At 68.7% G+C, this 16,070-nt stretch carries 16 protein-coding genes; 4 read left to right on the top strand and 12 right to left on the bottom strand.

Features of this window, described 5'->3' with window-relative positions; translation table 11 throughout:
- Nucleotides 1–40: 40 nt before the first annotated feature.
- The 4 genes from ctaE (at nucleotide 41) to qcrB (ending at nucleotide 4,474) form a co-directional block, all read left to right on the top strand.
- The gene (gene ctaE, locus NYZ95_RS13640) at nucleotides 41–715 is read left to right on the top strand and encodes an aa3-type cytochrome oxidase subunit III (RefSeq protein ID WP_443677480.1); all 675 of its coding nucleotides are present in this window, start codon (nucleotides 41–43) and stop codon (nucleotides 713–715) included.
- Nucleotides 716–844: 129 nt separating this feature from the next.
- Nucleotides 845–1,675, top strand: a complete 831-nt coding sequence (gene qcrC, locus NYZ95_RS13635; protein ID WP_262851857.1) for a cytochrome bc1 complex diheme cytochrome c subunit — start codon at nucleotides 845–847, stop codon at nucleotides 1,673–1,675.
- Nucleotides 1,672–2,769, top strand: coding sequence for a cytochrome bc1 complex Rieske iron-sulfur subunit (gene qcrA / locus NYZ95_RS13630; protein WP_262851856.1), 1,098 nt, complete (start codon nucleotides 1,672–1,674; stop codon nucleotides 2,767–2,769). The genes qcrC and qcrA overlap by 4 nt, the downstream gene beginning before the upstream one ends.
- Complete coding sequence (gene qcrB / locus NYZ95_RS13625) at nucleotides 2,762–4,474, top strand: cytochrome bc1 complex cytochrome b subunit (protein ID WP_372500474.1); 1,713 nt, start codon at nucleotides 2,762–2,764, stop codon at nucleotides 4,472–4,474. The genes qcrA and qcrB overlap by 8 nt, the downstream gene beginning before the upstream one ends.
- Nucleotides 4,475–4,677: 203 nt before the next feature.
- Here qcrB and NYZ95_RS13620 read toward each other — a convergent pair whose 3' ends face one another.
- The 12 genes from NYZ95_RS13620 to NYZ95_RS13565 form a co-directional block, all read right to left on the bottom strand.
- Nucleotides 4,678–5,892 carry a L,D-transpeptidase gene (locus NYZ95_RS13620; protein ID WP_262851855.1) on the bottom strand — a complete coding sequence of 405 codons (1,215 nt, stop codon included), beginning with the start codon at nucleotides 5,890–5,892 and terminating at the stop codon, nucleotides 4,678–4,680.
- Nucleotides 5,893–6,004: 112 nt separating this feature from the next.
- Entirely contained in the window at nucleotides 6,005–6,400 is a 396-nt protein-coding gene (locus tag NYZ95_RS13615) for a cytochrome c oxidase subunit 4 (RefSeq protein ID WP_262851854.1), read from the bottom strand.
- Nucleotides 6,397–8,145 (bottom strand): aa3-type cytochrome oxidase subunit I, encoded by a 1,749-nt coding sequence (ctaD, locus tag NYZ95_RS13610; protein ID WP_443677479.1) that lies wholly within the window; start codon nucleotides 8,143–8,145, stop codon nucleotides 6,397–6,399. Before ctaD ends, NYZ95_RS13615 begins: the two co-directional genes overlap by 4 nt.
- The gene (gene ctaC, locus NYZ95_RS13605; protein ID WP_262851853.1) at nucleotides 8,142–9,047 is read right to left on the bottom strand and encodes an aa3-type cytochrome oxidase subunit II; all 906 of its coding nucleotides are present in this window, start codon (nucleotides 9,045–9,047) and stop codon (nucleotides 8,142–8,144) included. The genes ctaD and ctaC overlap by 4 nt, the downstream gene beginning before the upstream one ends.
- 133 nt (nucleotides 9,048–9,180) lie before the next feature.
- A complete protein-coding gene (locus NYZ95_RS13600) occupies nucleotides 9,181–10,161 on the bottom strand; it encodes a carbohydrate kinase family protein (RefSeq protein WP_262851852.1) in 981 nt (326 codons plus the stop codon).
- Nucleotides 10,162–10,291: 130 nt separating this feature from the next.
- On the bottom strand, nucleotides 10,292–10,654 hold the full coding sequence (gene erpA / locus NYZ95_RS13595) for an iron-sulfur cluster insertion protein ErpA (RefSeq protein ID WP_262851851.1): 363 nt from the start codon (nucleotides 10,652–10,654) through the stop codon (nucleotides 10,292–10,294).
- Nucleotides 10,655–10,810: 156 nt separating this feature from the next.
- Entirely contained in the window at nucleotides 10,811–11,926 is a 1,116-nt protein-coding gene (locus NYZ95_RS13590) for a glycerate kinase (RefSeq protein WP_262851850.1), read from the bottom strand.
- Nucleotides 11,927–11,930: 4 nt separating this feature from the next.
- On the bottom strand, nucleotides 11,931–13,205 hold the full coding sequence (locus NYZ95_RS13585) for an aspartate aminotransferase type Ic (protein WP_262851849.1): 1,275 nt from the start codon (nucleotides 13,203–13,205) through the stop codon (nucleotides 11,931–11,933).
- A 62-nt stretch (nucleotides 13,206–13,267) separates the two neighbouring features.
- On the bottom strand, nucleotides 13,268–13,852 hold the full coding sequence (gene pspAB / locus NYZ95_RS13580) for a PspA-associated protein PspAB (protein WP_372500473.1): 585 nt from the start codon (nucleotides 13,850–13,852) through the stop codon (nucleotides 13,268–13,270).
- A 7-nt stretch (nucleotides 13,853–13,859) separates the two neighbouring features.
- Nucleotides 13,860–14,759 carry a zinc metalloprotease HtpX gene (htpX, locus tag NYZ95_RS13575; RefSeq protein ID WP_262851847.1) on the bottom strand — a complete coding sequence of 300 codons (900 nt, stop codon included), beginning with the start codon at nucleotides 14,757–14,759 and terminating at the stop codon, nucleotides 13,860–13,862.
- Between the two features lie 120 nt (nucleotides 14,760–14,879).
- Nucleotides 14,880–15,158 (bottom strand): PspA-associated protein PspAA, encoded by a 279-nt coding sequence (gene pspAA, locus NYZ95_RS13570; RefSeq protein ID WP_262851846.1) that lies wholly within the window; start codon nucleotides 15,156–15,158, stop codon nucleotides 14,880–14,882.
- Complete coding sequence (locus NYZ95_RS13565) at nucleotides 15,155–15,922, bottom strand: PspA/IM30 family protein (protein ID WP_262851845.1); 768 nt, start codon at nucleotides 15,920–15,922, stop codon at nucleotides 15,155–15,157. The genes pspAA and NYZ95_RS13565 overlap by 4 nt, the downstream gene beginning before the upstream one ends.
- Nucleotides 15,923–16,070: the final 148 nt, after the last annotated feature.

The following is a 16,070-nucleotide window of genomic DNA, read 5'->3' as shown; positions in this document are numbered from 1 at the left end:
ATGGTAGCGAGTCCCGAGGCACTTCAGGCAGGGGTCGGGGATGCCTCGCCTACCCCGGGGGTTAATAATGACACCCGTGGCGACGACATCTGTGATCCCAGCATCCCGCCTGCACGGGCAGCCCAACCGACCGTCGCAGGTCACGGTCGGAACTGTGGTCTGGCTTTCCAGCGAGCTGATGTTCTTCGCGGCGCTCTTCGCCGCGTACTTCACGATCCGCGCGGTCAGCCCCGAGCTCTGGGCGCTCGAGACCGCCAAGCTGAACATCCCGTTCGCCACCGCGAACACCACGATCCTCGTGCTCTCGTCGGTCGCCTGCCAGTGGGGCGTCTTCGCCGCCGAGCGCGGCAAGGTCGGGCGCACCGGCAAGATCTGGCAGTTCCGTGAGTGGGGCCTCCGCGAGTGGTTCGCCCTGACCTACATCATGGGCGCGGTCTTCGTCGCCGGTCAGGCGCTGGAGTACGTCGAGCTCGTGCACCACGGCATCACGCTCTCCTCGTCCGGGTACGGGTCCACGTTCTACCTCGCGACGGGCTTCCACGGCATCCACGTCATCGGCGGCCTGATCGCCTTCCTGCTGGTCATCGGCCGCACGTTCATGGCGAGGCGCTTCACGCACGAGCAGGCCATCTCGGCGATCGTCGTCTCGTACTACTGGCACTTCGTCGACATCGTGTGGGTCGGGCTCTTCCTGACGATCTACGCCCTGCAGTAACGGGCTCGCCGCTGCCCGTCCTCGGCGGCTCCAGCGGCGAACCTTCAACAGAAGAACGTAAACAAGGCTTTAATCGAAAGATGACGTCCCTTCGGGGACGTCGCTGGCAAGGGGAACGAGGTTCACTCCGTGCGGTTCTTGTCCACCCACCGAAGGCACCCGCTCGCGGGCTACGCGGTGCTGCTCTTCGGCCTGCTCCTCGCGGGCGCGCTGTACTACGCCTTCGCCCCCGGCAAGGCCCAGGCCGACACCGCAGGTGACACGGCCAAGATCGAGCAGGGCCGCGAGCTCTTCCTCGTCGGGTGCGCCAGCTGCCACGGCCTGAACGCCGAGGGCATCATGACCCGCAGCGACGGCAACTACGGCCCGTCGCTGATCGGTGTCGGCGCGGCCGCCGTCGACTTCCAGGTCGGCACCGGGCGTATGCCGATGGCGCAGACCGCCCCGCAGGCTCCCCGCAAGGACCCCGTGTACGACGAGGAGGAGACCGAGGCGCTCGCCGCGTACGTCGCGTCCCTCGGCCCCGGCCCGGCCGTCCCCGACGAGGAGTACACCGACGTGTCGGACGTCTCCCAGGAGGAGCTGACGCGCGGCGGGGAGTTCTTCCGCACGAACTGCACCGCATGCCACAACTCGGTCGGCGCCGGCGGCGCTCTCCCCAGCGGCCGCTACGCCCCCACGCTGCGCGACGTCAGCGGCAAGCACATCTACGAGGCCATGCAGACCGGTCCTCAGCAGATGCCCGTCTTCAACGACGACGTCATCACTCCTGAGGACAAGCGCGCCATCATCGCCTACATCAAGAACGTGCAGGCGCAGCCGCAGGGCGGCTTCGGCGGCGGCGGCCTCGGTCCTGTCGTCGACGGCATGTTTGCCTGGATCATCGGAATCGGCGGTCTCGTCGCTGTCGCCGTCTGGCTGGCAGCGCACGGCGCCCGGGTGAAGAAGAAGAGGTCATGAGCTCCGAATCCCACGAGCAGCCGACGGACGGCGTCGCCAAGCCGACGAGCGACGAGCTCGCCACGCCGGCGCGCAACGACATCGAGCCTGCCGAGCCGATCGAGAACCCGGGGCTGCCTGAGCACCTTCCGCGTCCGACCGACGTCGATCCCAAGCTCGAGAAGCGTGCCGAGCGCCAGGTCGCCGGCATGTTCACGGCCGCGATCATCCTGACGATCGGCTTCTGCGTCGCGTACTTCGCCATCCCGAAGGACGCCGAGATCTTCGGCTGGTTCTCCCTGAACCTCGCCCTCGGCCTGACCCTCGGCGGCGCGCTGTTCCTCATCGGCATCGGCGCCATCCAGTGGGCCAAGAAGCTGATGAACGACCACGAGGTCATCGAGATGCGTCACCCGGCGCGCTCGTCCGACGACGACCGCGAGGCTGCCCTCGAGGTCCTGGACGAGGGTGTCTCGGACTCCGGCTTCGGCCGTCGTCCGCTCATCCGGCGCTCCCTCATCGGTGCCGTCGCGATCCTGGGCCTCCCTGCGATCGTGATGCTCCGCGACCTCGGCCCGCTTCCGGGCAACAAGCTGTTCCACACCGTCTGGCGCAAGGGGATGCGCGTCGTCAACGACGTCTCGGGCATCCCGCTGCGTCCGGGTGACATCGAGGTCGGCCAGCTGGTCAACGCCCAGCCGGCCGTGTTCTTCGAGACCGACAGCCACGGCCACGCGCTGTTCCACGGCACGAAGCTCCTCCAGGCCAAGGCGAAGGCGTCCGTCATCGCGGTCCGGATCCGTCCCGAGGACATCAAGCCTCGCAAGGGACAGGCCAACTGGGACGTGGACGGCATCATGGTCTACTCCAAGATCTGCACGCACGTCGGCTGCCCGATCAGCCTCTGGGAGCAGCAGACGCACCACCTGCTCTGCCCGTGCCACCAGACCACGTACGACCTCGCCGACGGCGGCAAGGTCATCTTCGGCCCCGGCAAGCGCCCTCTCCCGCAGCTCCCGCTCGCGGTGGATGCGGAGGGCTACCTCATCGCCACCAGCGACTTCCACGAGCCGGTCGGCCCGAGCTTCCCTGAGGTGAACCAGCACCGTGACTGAGACAGCAAGCCCCACGGCAACGCCGCTCAAGGACACGAACTTCGGCAAGAAGTCCGCCGGTCCTGTCGAGTGGTTGGACGACCGTCTCGGCCTGGCCGGTGTCGTCCGCAAGAACATCCGCAAGGTCTTCCCCGACCACTGGTCGTTCCTGCTCGGTGAGATCGCGCTCTGGAGCTTCGTCGTGCTCCTGCTGACCGGGACGTTCCTGACGTTCTGGTTCCAGCCGAGCATGGCCGAGGTGCCCTACAACGGCTCGTACGAGCCGTTGAGGGGGCTCGAGATGTCACAGGCGTACGCCTCGACGCTCAACATCTCCTTCGACATCCGCGGCGGTCTGCTGGTCCGTCAGATCCACCACTGGGCCGCAGCGCTCTTCATGGCGGCGCTGATGGCCCACATGCTGCGCGTGTTCTTCACGGGCGCGTACCGCAAGCCGCGCGAGATCAACTGGCTGATCGGCATCGGCCTCTTCGCCGTCGGCCTGATCGAGGGCTTCGCCGGCTACTCGCTCCCCGACGACCTTCTCTCGGGCACGGGCCTGCGCTTCGTCGACGGGCTGATCCGCTCGATCCCGATCGTCGGCAGCTACCTCGAGTTCTTCGTCTTCGGTGGCGAGTTCCCGGGTGAGCTGATCATCGCGCGTCTCTACATGGCGCACATCTTCTTGCTGCCAGGCATCCTGCTCGGCCTGATCGCTGCCCACATGCTGCTGCTCGTCTACCACAAGCACACGCAGTGGCCTGGCCCCGGTCGTACCGAGAAGAACGTCGTCGGCTACCCGATGCTCCCCGTGTACGCGGCCAAGGCCGGCGGCTTCTTCTTCGTCGTCTTCGGCTTCACGGCACTGATGGCAGCGGTCATCCAGATCAACCCGATCTGGACCTACGGCCCGTACAACCCGTCCGAGGTCACCGCCGGCTCGCAGCCGGACTGGTACATGGGCTGGGTCGAGGGCGCGGTCCGCATCATGCCCAACTGGGAGTTCACGATCGGTCCGGAGACCTTCTCGCTGAACGTCTTCATCCCGGCTGTGCTCCTCATGGGTCTGCTCTTCACGGTGCTGGCGATCTGGCCGTTCTTCGAGTCCTGGGTCACCGGCGACAAGAAGGAGCACCACCTGCTCCAGCGCCCGCGCAACGCCCCGACCCGTACGGCGTTCGGCGTCGCCGGGATGACGTTCTACGGCATCTGCTGGATCGCCGGCGGCAACGACATCATCGCGCTGAAGTTCAACCTGGACATCTTCACCATCACCTGGCTGGCGCGGATCGGCGTCTTCGTCGGACCGGTCATCGCGTTCATCATCACGCGCCGGATCTGCATCAGCCTGCAGCGCAAGGACAACGACGCCGTGCTTCACGGGTACGAGACGGGCATCATCGTCCGCTCCCCCGAGGGGTCGTACGCCGAGGCGCACGCTCCCCTGCCGACGGACGTGGCCTACACGCTCACTGCGCGGCCGCGCGTGCCGGAACTCACCGCTCCGGAGGCCGAGGACGAGGACGGTGTCCGCAACCCGGAGGGCCGCAAGGCGCGTCTGCGAGCGTGGGCCAAGCGGTTCTTCTACGCCCACGACGTCGACAAGCCGACGCGTGAGGAGGTCGTGGAGTCCGAGCACCACTTCCACGACGAGGTCTACCCGCCGCACGACTTCCCGGACGATTTCTCCGGCGTCAGCGAGACGGGTGTTCCGAAGCACCACTGAGCTCGCTCAGGCGAAGGCCCCGCTCCCCCACTCGGGGGGCGGGGCCTTCCCCTTTCCCCTCGCGAGAGACCCCCGCACCCCTCGCGAGAGACCTCTCTATGTCTCGCGAGAGACCTCCGTACGGAGGTCTCTCGCCGCCGGTACGGAGCTCTCTCGCCGCCGGTACGGGGGTCTCTCGCCGGTGGTGCGGGGGTCTCTCGCGGTCAGGAGAGGGCGGAGCCCTTGGCGAACTGGGCGTACGAGATGTTCCAGTCGGTCCAGCCGTTCTGGGGCTCCAGGACCTTGCGGTCGGAGTTGACGAACTTCACGGGATCACCGATGTGGGAGATCCCGTAGAGCCATGCCGCGTTGCTCGTGCTGAGCCCGGTGCAGCCGTGGCTGACGTTGGCACTCCCCTGCGAGCCGGTCGACCAGGGAGCAGCGTGGATGAACTCCCCCGAGTTGGTGACGCGCATGGCGTACCGGACGTTCTCGATGTTGTAGTACTCCGAGTCGCCCTCGGAGATGCCGGTCGTGGCGGCGTCCATCCGCTTCGACGGGTACTTCTCCATGATGACCTTGGTGCCGTTGCGGGTCTGGAACCCCGGCTTGCCGGTCGTCGCGGGGAGGACGCGCGCAACCTTGCCGTTGATCTTCACGGTCGCCTTGTGGCGCGCGACGTCGACGACAGTCGTGACCGCACGCTTGGTGACCTGGAACGACGTGTCCCGGTCCTCCTGGCCCCAGACGCCCTTGGCCGTACGGACGCCGTTGATGCCGGCATGCACCTTCACCTTGGTGCCGGCGGGCCAGTACGTGCGTGGCCGGTAGTGGACCTCGGAGTCGCTCACCCAGCTCCACGTGCCGTCGACCTTGGGGGTGGAGGTGACGACGAGCCGCTTCTCGACCTCGGCCCGGCGCTTCACCGGGATGTCGAAGCGCACGATGACGGGCATCGCGACCCCGACGGTCTCACCGTCGCGCGGCGACACCGACGCGTACGCCTGCTGGTCGAGCGACAAGTCCTGCGTACGGAACTGCCGCGACTCGGTCGCCGAGCGGCCGTCCTCGTCCTGCGTCGTCACAGCGAGGGTGTAGCGCTTGCCCGGCTCGAGGAGGGACGACGCCGCCCAGGACGTGCCGTCGGGCGTCAGATCGCCCTTGAGGGACGTCTTACGGGTCGCCCGGCCACCGTAGTGGGCGCTGACCGCGGTGATCGTCCCGCGGGCCGCCCCGACGGTGACTTCCGTGTCGACAGGAACGTTGCGCGCTCCGTCCTCGACGTTGAAGGTCAGCTCGGTCTCCGGGGTAGGCGACGAAGATGCGGTCGCCGCGGCGCCTGCGCGGTCGCTGTCAGCGTCGTCGCCTCCGGCCGAGCTGCAGCCGGCCACGAGGACCGCCACGAGGAGGACGCCGATCCCTCGGCGTCCTGATGGCATGACGGACCTGCGAGCGTGAACCTTCATGATCCCCCTCGAACATACGTACGTACGGCCTCCCCAGGGTAGCAACCGCTACCCGAGGAGGCCGTACGACGCCGTGAGGCGAGGATCAGTGGGCGTAGAGCCCGCGGTAGTACTCGAAGACCCAGCCGCAGAGCGCGATCACGCCGAACACGCTCGCGATCGCGAAGAGCCACCAGCCGAAGATGGCGCCGATCAGCATCACGAGGATGGCCAGGGCGGACCACAGCGGCCACCAGCTCCAGGGAGGGTAGAAGCCGTACTCGCCGGCGCCCTCGGCGATCTCGGCGTCGTCGCGGTCCTCCAGACGCGCCGGGATCTGCTTGGCGACCACACCGAGGAAGAAGGTGAGCAGGAGCGCCAGCAGGGCCGCCATCACCAGGGCCGTCGTGCCGGTCGGGTCCTCGGACGCGATCCAGTAGATCGGCGTCACGATCACGAGGAAGACCGAGACGGACGCGATGATCCAGGCTTCCGCCTTCATCGGGTACCACCTTCCGGGGTGTCGTCAGTGCGCTCGCGGAGCGACTCTTCGTGGCCCGAGAGATCCGGAGCGTCGGCGAACGGGCTGTCGAAGTCGTTGTCCGCGTGCTCGAGCATCGAGAGCTCCGGGTGGTGGAGGTCGAAGGCCGGGCTCTCGGAGCGGATCCGCGGCAGCGAGGTGAAGTTGTGGCGCGGCGGCGGGCTCGACGTCGCCCACTCGAGCGAGCGGCCCCAGCCCCACGGGTCGTCGACGCCGACCTTGGGGTTGGTGCGCGAGATCCACACGTTGTAGAAGAACGGCAGCGTGGAGATCGCGAGCAGCACGGCACCGATCGTGGAGACCTGGTTGAGCGTCGTGAAGCCGTCAGACGGCGAGTAGTCGGCGTACCGGCGCGGCATGCCCTCGACACCCAGCCAGTGCTGGACGAGGAACGTCAGGTGGAAGCCGACGAACAGCAGCCAGAAGTGGACCTTGCCGAGGCGCTCGTTGAGCATGTGGCCCGTCCACTTCGGCCACCAGTAGTAGAACCCGGCGAACATCGCGAACACGACCGTGCCGAAGACCACGTAGTGGAAGTGGGCGACCACGAAGTACGAGTCGGACAGGTGGAAGTCCAGGGCCGGCGAGGCCAGGATGACACCGGTCAGACCGCCCAGGAGGAAGGTCGTGAGGAAGCCGAGCGAGAACACCAGCGGCGTGTCGAAGCTGATGGACCCGCCCCATAGCGTGCCGATCCAGTTGAAGAACTTCACGCCGGTCGGGACCGCGATCAAGAACGTCATGAAGGAGAAGAACGCGAGGTCCACCGCTCCGGTGACGAACATGTGGTGGGCCCACACCGCGACCGAGAGGGCCGCGATCGCGAGGGTCGCCGCGACCAGACCGATGTAGCCGAAGATCGGCTTGCGGCTGAAGACGGGCAGGATCTCGCTGATGATGCCGAAGAACGGTAGGGCGATGATGTAGACCTCTGGATGCCCGAAGAACCAGAACAGGTGCTGCCAGAGGATCGGACCGCCCGTCGCCGCGTCGAAGACGTGGGTGCCGAGCTGACGGTCGGCGTACAGCGCCAGGAGCGCAGCGGCGAGGATCGGGAAGGCGATGAGCACCAGGAGGCTCGTGACGAGCACGTTCCAGGTGAAGATCGGCATCCGGAACATCGTCATGCCGGGGGCGCGCATCGTGAAGATCGTGGTCACGAAGTTGACCGCACCGAGGATCGTCCCCAAGCCCGACATGTAGAGGCCGAGGACCCACATGTCACCGCCGACGCCCGGCGAGTTCACCGCGTCCGACAGCGGCACGTACGCGAACCAACCGAAGCTGGCCGCACCGCCCGGGACGAAGAAGCCGGCGACCGCCAGCGAGCTGCCGAAGACGAACAGCCAGAAGCTGAACATGTTCAGTCGTGGGAAGGCGACGTCGGGCGAGCCGATCTGCAGCGGCATGATCCAGTTCGCGAAGCCGACGAACAGCGGCGTCGCGAACATCAGCAGCATGATCGTGCCGTGCATCGTGAAGAGCTGGTTGTACGTCTCTTCGTCGACGATCTGCGTGCCCGGAGCGGCGAGCTCGGCACGGATCAGCAGAGCGAGGATGCCGCCGATCAGGAAGAACGCGAACGACGAGACCAGGTACATCGTCCCGATCTGCTTGTGATCGGTCGTCGTGAGCATCGAGACGACGCGCTTGCCCAGAGGCCGACGCTGCGTGGTCTCGCTCAGAGGTTCGGCAACGGCGGTCACTCGTGCTCTCCGTTCTCTGCGTTCTGCGCCTCGGCGAGGCCCGCGATCTGGTTGGCCTCGACGCCACCCTGCGGCTCACCGATCTGGCCAGCAGCCTGCAGCTGCTGGAGGTGGGCGTCGTACTCCTCGCGGGAGACGACGTTCACCTTGAAGATCATGCGCGTGTGGTACAGGCCGCAGAGCTCGGCGCAGCGGCCGGTGAAGACGCCCTCGCGGGTCGGGGTCACGTCGAACGAGCCCTCACGACCGGGGATGATGTCCTGCTTGAAGTAGAACTCGGGGATCCAGAACGAGTGGTTGACGTCCGGCGACACGAGGTCGAAGCGGACGGACTCGTCGACCGGGAGCCAGAGCTCGGTCGGGTCGGCGGTGTCGCCGTAGTCGAAGACCGGCGTGCCCCCCGTCGCCTCTTCGTCGAGGTAGTTGAAGGTGAACTGCCACTTGCTGCCCACGACGGTGATGTGATGCTCGGGGTCTTCGACCTCCTCGAGCATGCCCGTCTGCGACTTCACCGTCTGCGCGAAGAAGATCGCGACGACGATGACCGGCGCGACGGTGTAGAGCACCTCGAGCGGCAGGTGGTAGCGCAGCTGAGAGGGGACCTCGTTGCCCGGACGGCGCCGGTAGCGCACCATCGCCCAGAACATCAGTCCCAGGATCAGCACGACGACCACGGCGCACGCGATCCACGCGGCGACCCACAGCACGAACATGTAGTCGACGCGATCGCTCGCACCCGGCGGAAGCGCCAGGCGCTCCCACTCGCTCGGGGAATCGGGCGAACAACCACTCAGCAGCACGATCGCTGCGACGGCGAAACCGAGCCCGACCGCCTTCGACCTGACCGGCCGCCGACGCTCGTCCTGTGCTCGCTCACCGCGCGCGAAGAGTTCCAGACCCACCAGGCGCCTTTCTGGCTCGTATCGACTCACACCGCAGTGTGCTTTTCCGGCGCCGCTGACGCGACGTGTACCGCCTCACTGCGAACAGAAGCACCCTACTCCAGAGCACTGAGGGGGGCCGTCGGAGGTCCCCTCAGAACGCAGGAAGGCGTTCGTCTACGATGTGGGCCGCCGCCGCGCCGTACTGGCCCCGGAGCCGCGCCAGGAGGTCCCTGCGCTTCAGCCGGTACTCCTGCGTCCCCGTCGTCTCCACGACGCTCGCCGCGAGCGCGCAGCCCAGCTGGGCGCACTGCTCGTGAGGCAGGTCGACGCCCAGGCCCGCCAGGAAGCCAGCCCGGAAGGCGTCTCCGACGCCGGTCGGGTCGACGGCACGGATCCCCGCGATCGCGGGGACCTCGGTCACGGTCCCGTCGGCCTCGAAGACGCTGACGCCGTCCGCTCCTCGCGTGACGACGCGCGTCCCGACCCGCTGCTGGATCTCGCCGGCGCTCCACCCGGTCTTCTTCTCGGTGAGCGCGGCCTCGTACTCGTTGCTGAAGAGGTACGTCGCGCCGTCGATGAGCGTACGGATCAGCGCTCCGTCGGCGAAGGCGAGCTGCTGGGAGGGGTCGGCGGCGAACCGGTAGCCCCGCGTCCGGCACTCCTCGGTGTGACGGACCATCCCCTCGGGGTCGTCCGGACCGATCAGCACGATGTCCCAGCCGCCGACGCGGTCGTAGATCGGCTTGAGCTCGATCTCCCGCGCCTCGGCCATCGCGCCGGCGTAGAAGGTGGCGATCTGGGCCTGCGCCGCGTCCGTGGTGCAGACGAAGCGCGCGGTGTGGCGGGTCTGGGAGATGTGGACGCCCGCACAGTCCACGCCGTGGCGCTCGAGCCAGGACCGGTAGTCGTCGAAGTCCTGCCCGACGGCCCCGATCAGGACGGGCTCCTTGCCCAGGGCGGCGAGCCCGAAGGCGATGTTGGCGCCGCAGCCCCCTCGCCGGATCTCCAGGTCCTCGACGAGGAACGACAGGGAGAGCTTGTCGAGCTGCTCCACGACCAGGGAGTCGGAGAACTTCCCGGTGAACGTCATCAGGTGATCGTTGGCGATGGACCCGGAAACGGCGATCTTCAAGGGTGCTCCTCGGAGTGGGGCGCGTGCCAGGACACGATAGTCGTCCCGGCGGGCACGCGGCGAGGGCCGCCCGGTCGCCCGGACGGCCCTCGCCGAAAGTCAGTGGCTCTGGTGGTCGATGACCCGCTTGTCAGTGGAAGGAGTCACCGCACGCGCACGAACCGGTCGCGTTGGGGTTGTCGATCGTGAAGCCCTGCTTCTCGATCGTGTCGACGAAGTCGATCTTCGCGCCGTGGAGGTACGGCACGCTCATGCGGTCGACGACGAGGGACACGCCGTCGAACTCGCGGGTCTCGTCACCGTCGAGGGTGCGCTCGTCGAAGAACAGCTGGTAGCGCAGACCGGAGCAGCCTCCGGGCTGAACGGCGATACGGAGCGCGAGGTCATCGCGACCCTCCTGCTCGAGAAGGCTCTTCACCTTGGCGGCAGCGCCGTCAGTGAGCTCGACGCCGCTGACAGTCTCTGTGGTGCCGTCGGTGCTCTGCACGGTCATGTGTTCTCCCGAAGTCTCTGGTGCGGGCTCGTCCGTAAGAACGAACAGGGCGCCTCGTCATCTCATTCCCACCGTACGTCACCACGATACGCAGCAGGAACCGCAGCGCCGCAAGGCTGCCACCAGCGTACGCCGTGCACCGAAGCGCCGGCCGCCTCAGGCGTACGACCAGGTGCGCGCCACCCGCTCGGCGAGCCGCGCCAACCGCTCCCCCGGATCGGCACCCGCCTGGGCCTCCAGCAGGTCGGCAGCGGCGTACGCCGCCTCCACCCCCATCGCACGGCGCTCGCGCGCGCCGACCTCGACCCGGTCGGCCAGCACCACGCACGGCCGCAGCGCGGCGGCGGCGACGGCTGCGACGCCGTAGACGACCGTCCCCTCGCGCGACGTCACGTCGTAGGAGAGGGTCCCGGTCAGGACGAGGTCGCTCGCCCTGGCGGCGTCGAGGAGCCCGACGGTCTCGGCGACCGTGGCGACCCCGGGCACGACGCTCGCACCGAGGGCCTGGAGGGCGAACCCCACGCCACCTGCGGCGCCGGCGCCGGAGGCGTCGGCGCCCTTGCGCCGGGCGGGCTCTGCCCCGCAGGCGGCCACCACGAAGGCGTCCAGGAGCGCGTCGGCACGCGCGACGTCGGCGTCGCCGAGCCCCAGGCCCGGCCCGTCGGTCTTCACGGCCCCGAACAGCCCCAGCAGCGGGCGGCCGATGTCGGTCGCGACCACGAGCTCAGCCGTCCCGAGCCGGGCGCGTACGGGGTCCAGGTCGACCGCGGTGATCCCGGCGAGCCGCTCGGCGCCGGCGTCGAGAGGGACGTCCGCCCGCCCGCCGAGGGCGGCCAGCAGCCCCGCGCCCCCGTCGAGCGCAGCGCTGTCGTCGAGGCCGACGACGACCCGCGCAGCGCCGACCTCGAGAGCGAGGGCGACGAGCTCGCCGACGCCCGCGCTCGTCGCCGCCAGAGGGTCTCCCCCGGCGCCCAGGTGCGCGCCGCAGGCCGATGCCGCCTCCACGAAGGCCGTACGAGTGCCTCCGCTCTCGACGACCAGCACCGTGCCGGGCACGGGCGCACCGGACGGGCCGCGCACGTCCCGCTCGATCCGCTCGCCCCGCAGCGTGGCGTCGAGGGCGTCGACGAAGCCGCGCCCCGCGCCCGACATCGGGACGACGTCCAGCACGTCCTGGGGTGCGGTGCGCGACCACCCCGTTGCGAGGGCCTCCCCCGCCGCAGGGGCGCTCAGCAGCCCTGCGTACGCCTCTGGGGCGACAAGCACCCGCACGGGATCAGGCCAGGGCCTTCTCGGCGGCGGCGAGGAGCACGCACGTGGCCAGCGCGTCCATCGCGGCACGCACCTCGTCGACGCTGGGGAACGACGGCGCGATGCGGATGTTGCGGTCGCGCGGGTCCTTGCCGTGCGGGAACGACGCGCCGGCCGGGGTCAGCGCCACCCCGACGCCCTTGGCCAGCTCGACCACGCGGGAGGCTGTGCCGTCGACGACGTCGAGGCTGACGAAGTAGCCGCCCGCCGGGCGCGTCCACGTGGCGACGTCGTACGCGCCGAGGCGCTCGCTGAGGATCTCCTCCACGGCGGCGAACTTGGGCTCGAGCAATGCGCGGTGCCGGCGCATGAGCGTACGCACGCCCTCCGCGTCACCGAAGAAGCGCGCGTGGCGCAGCTGGTTGACCTTGTCCGGACCGATCGAGGCGTACTTGAGGTGGCTCTTGAACCACGCGACGTTCGCCGGGGAGCTGCCGAAGAAGCCGACCCCTGCCCCGGCGAAGGTGATCTTCGACGTCGAGGCGAAGACCAGCACGCGGTCGGGGTGGCCCTCGGCGGCGGCCAGCCCGAGGGCGTCAGCGCCTGCCGACTCGTCGTCGGTCAGGTGGTGCACGGCGTACGCGTCGTCCCAGAAGATGCGGAAGTCCGGCGCAGCTGCGGGCATCGCCATCAGGCGGGCCGTCACCTCCGGAGAGGTCACGCCACCGGTGGGGTTGGCGTACGTGGGGACCAGCCACATGCCCTTGATGGCGGGGTCGGCGGCCACGAGCGCCTCGATCTGCTCGACGTCGGGGCCGTCCTCACGCATGTCCACGGGGACCATCTCGATGCCGAACGACCCCAGCAGGCCGAAGTGGCGGTCGTACCCCGGCACCGGGCAGATGAACTTCACGGTCTCCTCGGCGGCCCACGGGCGCGGCGACTCGGCGAAGCCGTGGAGCAGCGCCCAGACCAGGGTCTCGTGCATCAGCGTCAGGCTGGAGTTGCCCTGAGCGAGGAGCTGGCCGACGGGGATGCCGAGGAGCTCGGCGAAGATCTCGCGCAGCTCGGTGAGGCCGTCCAGCCCGCCGTAGTTGCGGGTGTCCGTGCCGTCGGCCGCGCGGTAGTCCTCCTCGCCCGGCAACGACAGGAGCGTCTGCGAGAGGTCGAGCTGCTCCGGTGACGGCTTGCCCCGCGTGATGTCGAGCGACAGGCCGCGCCCACGCAGCTCTTCGTAGGCCGCACGCTGGGTCGACAGCAGGCTGCCGAGCGCATCACGATCAAGGGTGTCGATGCTCATGGAGTGTCCTCGCAAGACGTGGTCGAGAGTGCGTCGAAGGTCGGGACGCACCGGTGCGAAATCTATCGACTGCCTCCGCCGAGGCCCGGGGCGCCCCAGATGGCGAGCCAGCGGCCGAGGTCGTTCTCGATCGGGAGGTCACCGGTGACGATCCCCCGGACCTGCAGCTCCAGCGCGTTGTCGCGTCGCGGCTCGCCGAGCGGGACGAAGGGGTAGAACGTCCCACGCTTGTAGAGGTAGACCAGCCCGAGCGGCCGGCCGTCGGTCGTCGTGAAGTCGACGACGGAGCAGAGCAGCTGCGGCCCGAACCCGTTGTCGACCAGCGTGCTGTTCACGGCGTGCAGATCGGTGACGAGACCGCCCACGTCGTCCGGGTCGTGGCGGACGACCAACCACGTGAACCCGTACGAGTCGACCGTCCGCTCGACCTTCGGGCCACCGTCGGCGTCCAGCAGCTCCTGGACGTCGGACTGCATCGCGCTGAAGGCGGCGCCCTCGGTCTGGCGGTAGCAGACCGAGCCGACGCCGGTCGCCTTGATGCCGGCTGCAGCGTCGAGGGTGATCGCCGCCGACGGGAGGCTGAACAGCGCGTCGAGGTTGGCCTGGACCGGCTTGGAGCGGCCCATCAAGGAGTCCCAGAAACCCATCGCGGCCTCAGAGCGGACGGCCGAGGTCGGCCGAGATCGACGCGAGCTGCTCAAGGCGCTTCTCGACCGGCGGGTGCGAGCTCATCAGGCCGGCGAGCGAGTCGCGGGAGAACGCCGGGGTCGCGAAGAAGAACGCGCTCATGTTCTCGACCTGGCGCAGGTCCTTGCTCGGGATGCGGCCCATGTCACCGGTGATCTTGGTGAGCGCGGACGCCAGCGCCGACGGCTTGCCCGTCAGGTAGGCGCCGGAGCGGTCGGCGCTCAGCTCGCGGTAGCGCGACAGTGCCCGCGTGAGCAGGAAGCTGATGAAGTACGCGACGAGGCTGGCGATCCAGACGACCAGGAACATCAGCGCGGCGTTGTTGTTGCGGTCGCGGCTGTTGCCCATGAACGGGAACCAGCGGATGAGGAAGCCGGCGAGCAGACCGAGCGACGAGGCGACCGTCATGACCGAGACGTCCCGGTTGGCGACGTGGGCGAGCTCGTGGCTCAGGACACCTTCCATCTCTTCGGCGTCGAGGCGACGCAGGATCCCGGTGGTGACGCACACGGCGGAGTGGCTCGGAGAGCGTCCGGTGGCGAAGGCGTTCGGGAGGTCGGTGTCGGCGATCGCGACCGTGGGTTTCGGCATGTCGGCCAGTGCGCAGAGGCGGTCGATCATGCCGTGCAGCTCGGGGGCCTGCTCAGGCGTGACGACCCTCGCGCCCATCGACGCGAGCGCGAGCTTGTCGGAGAAGTACCACTGGGCCCAGGCCATCGCGACGACCACCACCGCGGCGACGGCCGCGTTGGGCATCACGGTGATCAGGACGGCACCGAACGCCAGGTAGAGCGCCACGAGGCCGAGGCTGACGGCACCCATCCGGCGCGTCAGACCGGCGTCGCTGCGGAAGCGTGTCCTCGACATGTTCCCTCTCTCGGGTCCCGCGGGCAGGGACCCACCTGTCCTGCTTCAACGCACGACGAGCCTCGGACGTTCCCGCGGAAACCACGTTCCGCGGGGACGACCGAGGTCGGGTGGTGCGGGTCAGCCGGGGATGAAGCCGTCGGCCCCGAGCAGGTCCTCGACCTCGGCGAGCGAGGCGTCCGACGGAGGCAGCACGAGGTCGGACTCGACGAGCTCCTCGTCGGGGACCTCCTTGCCGATCTGCCGGACGAGATCGAGGAGATTGGTCAACGCGTCGCCGAACGCCTCCTCGTCGTGTGCTGCCACAGCCGCCTCGACGGCGTCGTCGAGCCCGTTGAGGCGGTCGAGCGCGTCGTCGGCGACGTCGAACTGCCCCTCGGACATGATCCGGACGATCACGCCTGGCCCTCCTGCTTGGTGGTCTCGGTCGACTCGGGCGCGTCGAGCGCGGGCTTCTCCGCACCGGTGCCGAGCTGACGCTTCATCGACTCCAGCTCGGCGTCGACGCTCGAGCTCGAGGCGAGCGCGTCGAGCTCGCGGCTGATGTCGTCGTTCGGGCCCGCGGTGACGTCGTCGAGCGCACCGGACGCGAGCAGCTCGTCCACCGCACCCGCACGCGCCTGCATCTGCGCCGTCTTGTCCTCGGCACGCTGCACGGCCAGACCGACGTCGCCCATCTCCTCGGAGATGCCGGAGAACGCCTCGGTGATGCGCGTCTGGGCCTCCGCCGCCGTGTACGTCGCCTTGATCGTCTCCTTGCGCGTACGGAAGGACTCGACCTTGGCCTGGAGCCGCTTCGACGCGAGCGTGAGCTTCTCCTCCTCGGCCTGCAGCGACGCGTGCTGCGTGTTGAGGTCGGCGATCTGCTGGTCCAGGCCCGAGCGGCGGGTCAGCGCCTCGCGCGCGAGGTCCTCGCGGTTGGCCGCGAGAGCCTTCTTGGCCTGGTCCTGGAGCTTGGTCGACTGCTGCTGCAGCTGGTTGATCTGCAGCTCGACCCGCTTGCGGCTGGTCGCGACGTCGGCCACCCCACGACGGACCTTCTGAAGCAGCTCGAGCTGCTTCTGGTAGCTGTAGTCGAGCGTCTCGCGCGGATCCTCCGCCTTGTCGAGCGCTGCGTTGGCCTTGCTGCGGAAGACCATGCCCATCCGCTTCATGATGCCCATCGTGGAGTCTGTCCCCTTCACAAGATCAGGTGTTCCCTCCACCTTACGGGCAGCGGCGACCTTCTGGCACCGGAGGACGACAGGTAGTCTCGTACCATCCCCGCCGCCGCGACGGCCTGTCGTCAGGCGCCCGCGGCCCCACCCGACG

Origin of the sequence: Mumia quercus (genome assembly GCF_025506335.1) — a bacterium.
GTDB classification, from domain to species: Bacteria; Actinomycetota; Actinomycetes; order Propionibacteriales; family Nocardioidaceae; genus Mumia; species Mumia quercus.
Note: the sequence above shows the minus strand (reverse complement) of the source record. Positions and strands in the feature narration are given on the sequence as shown.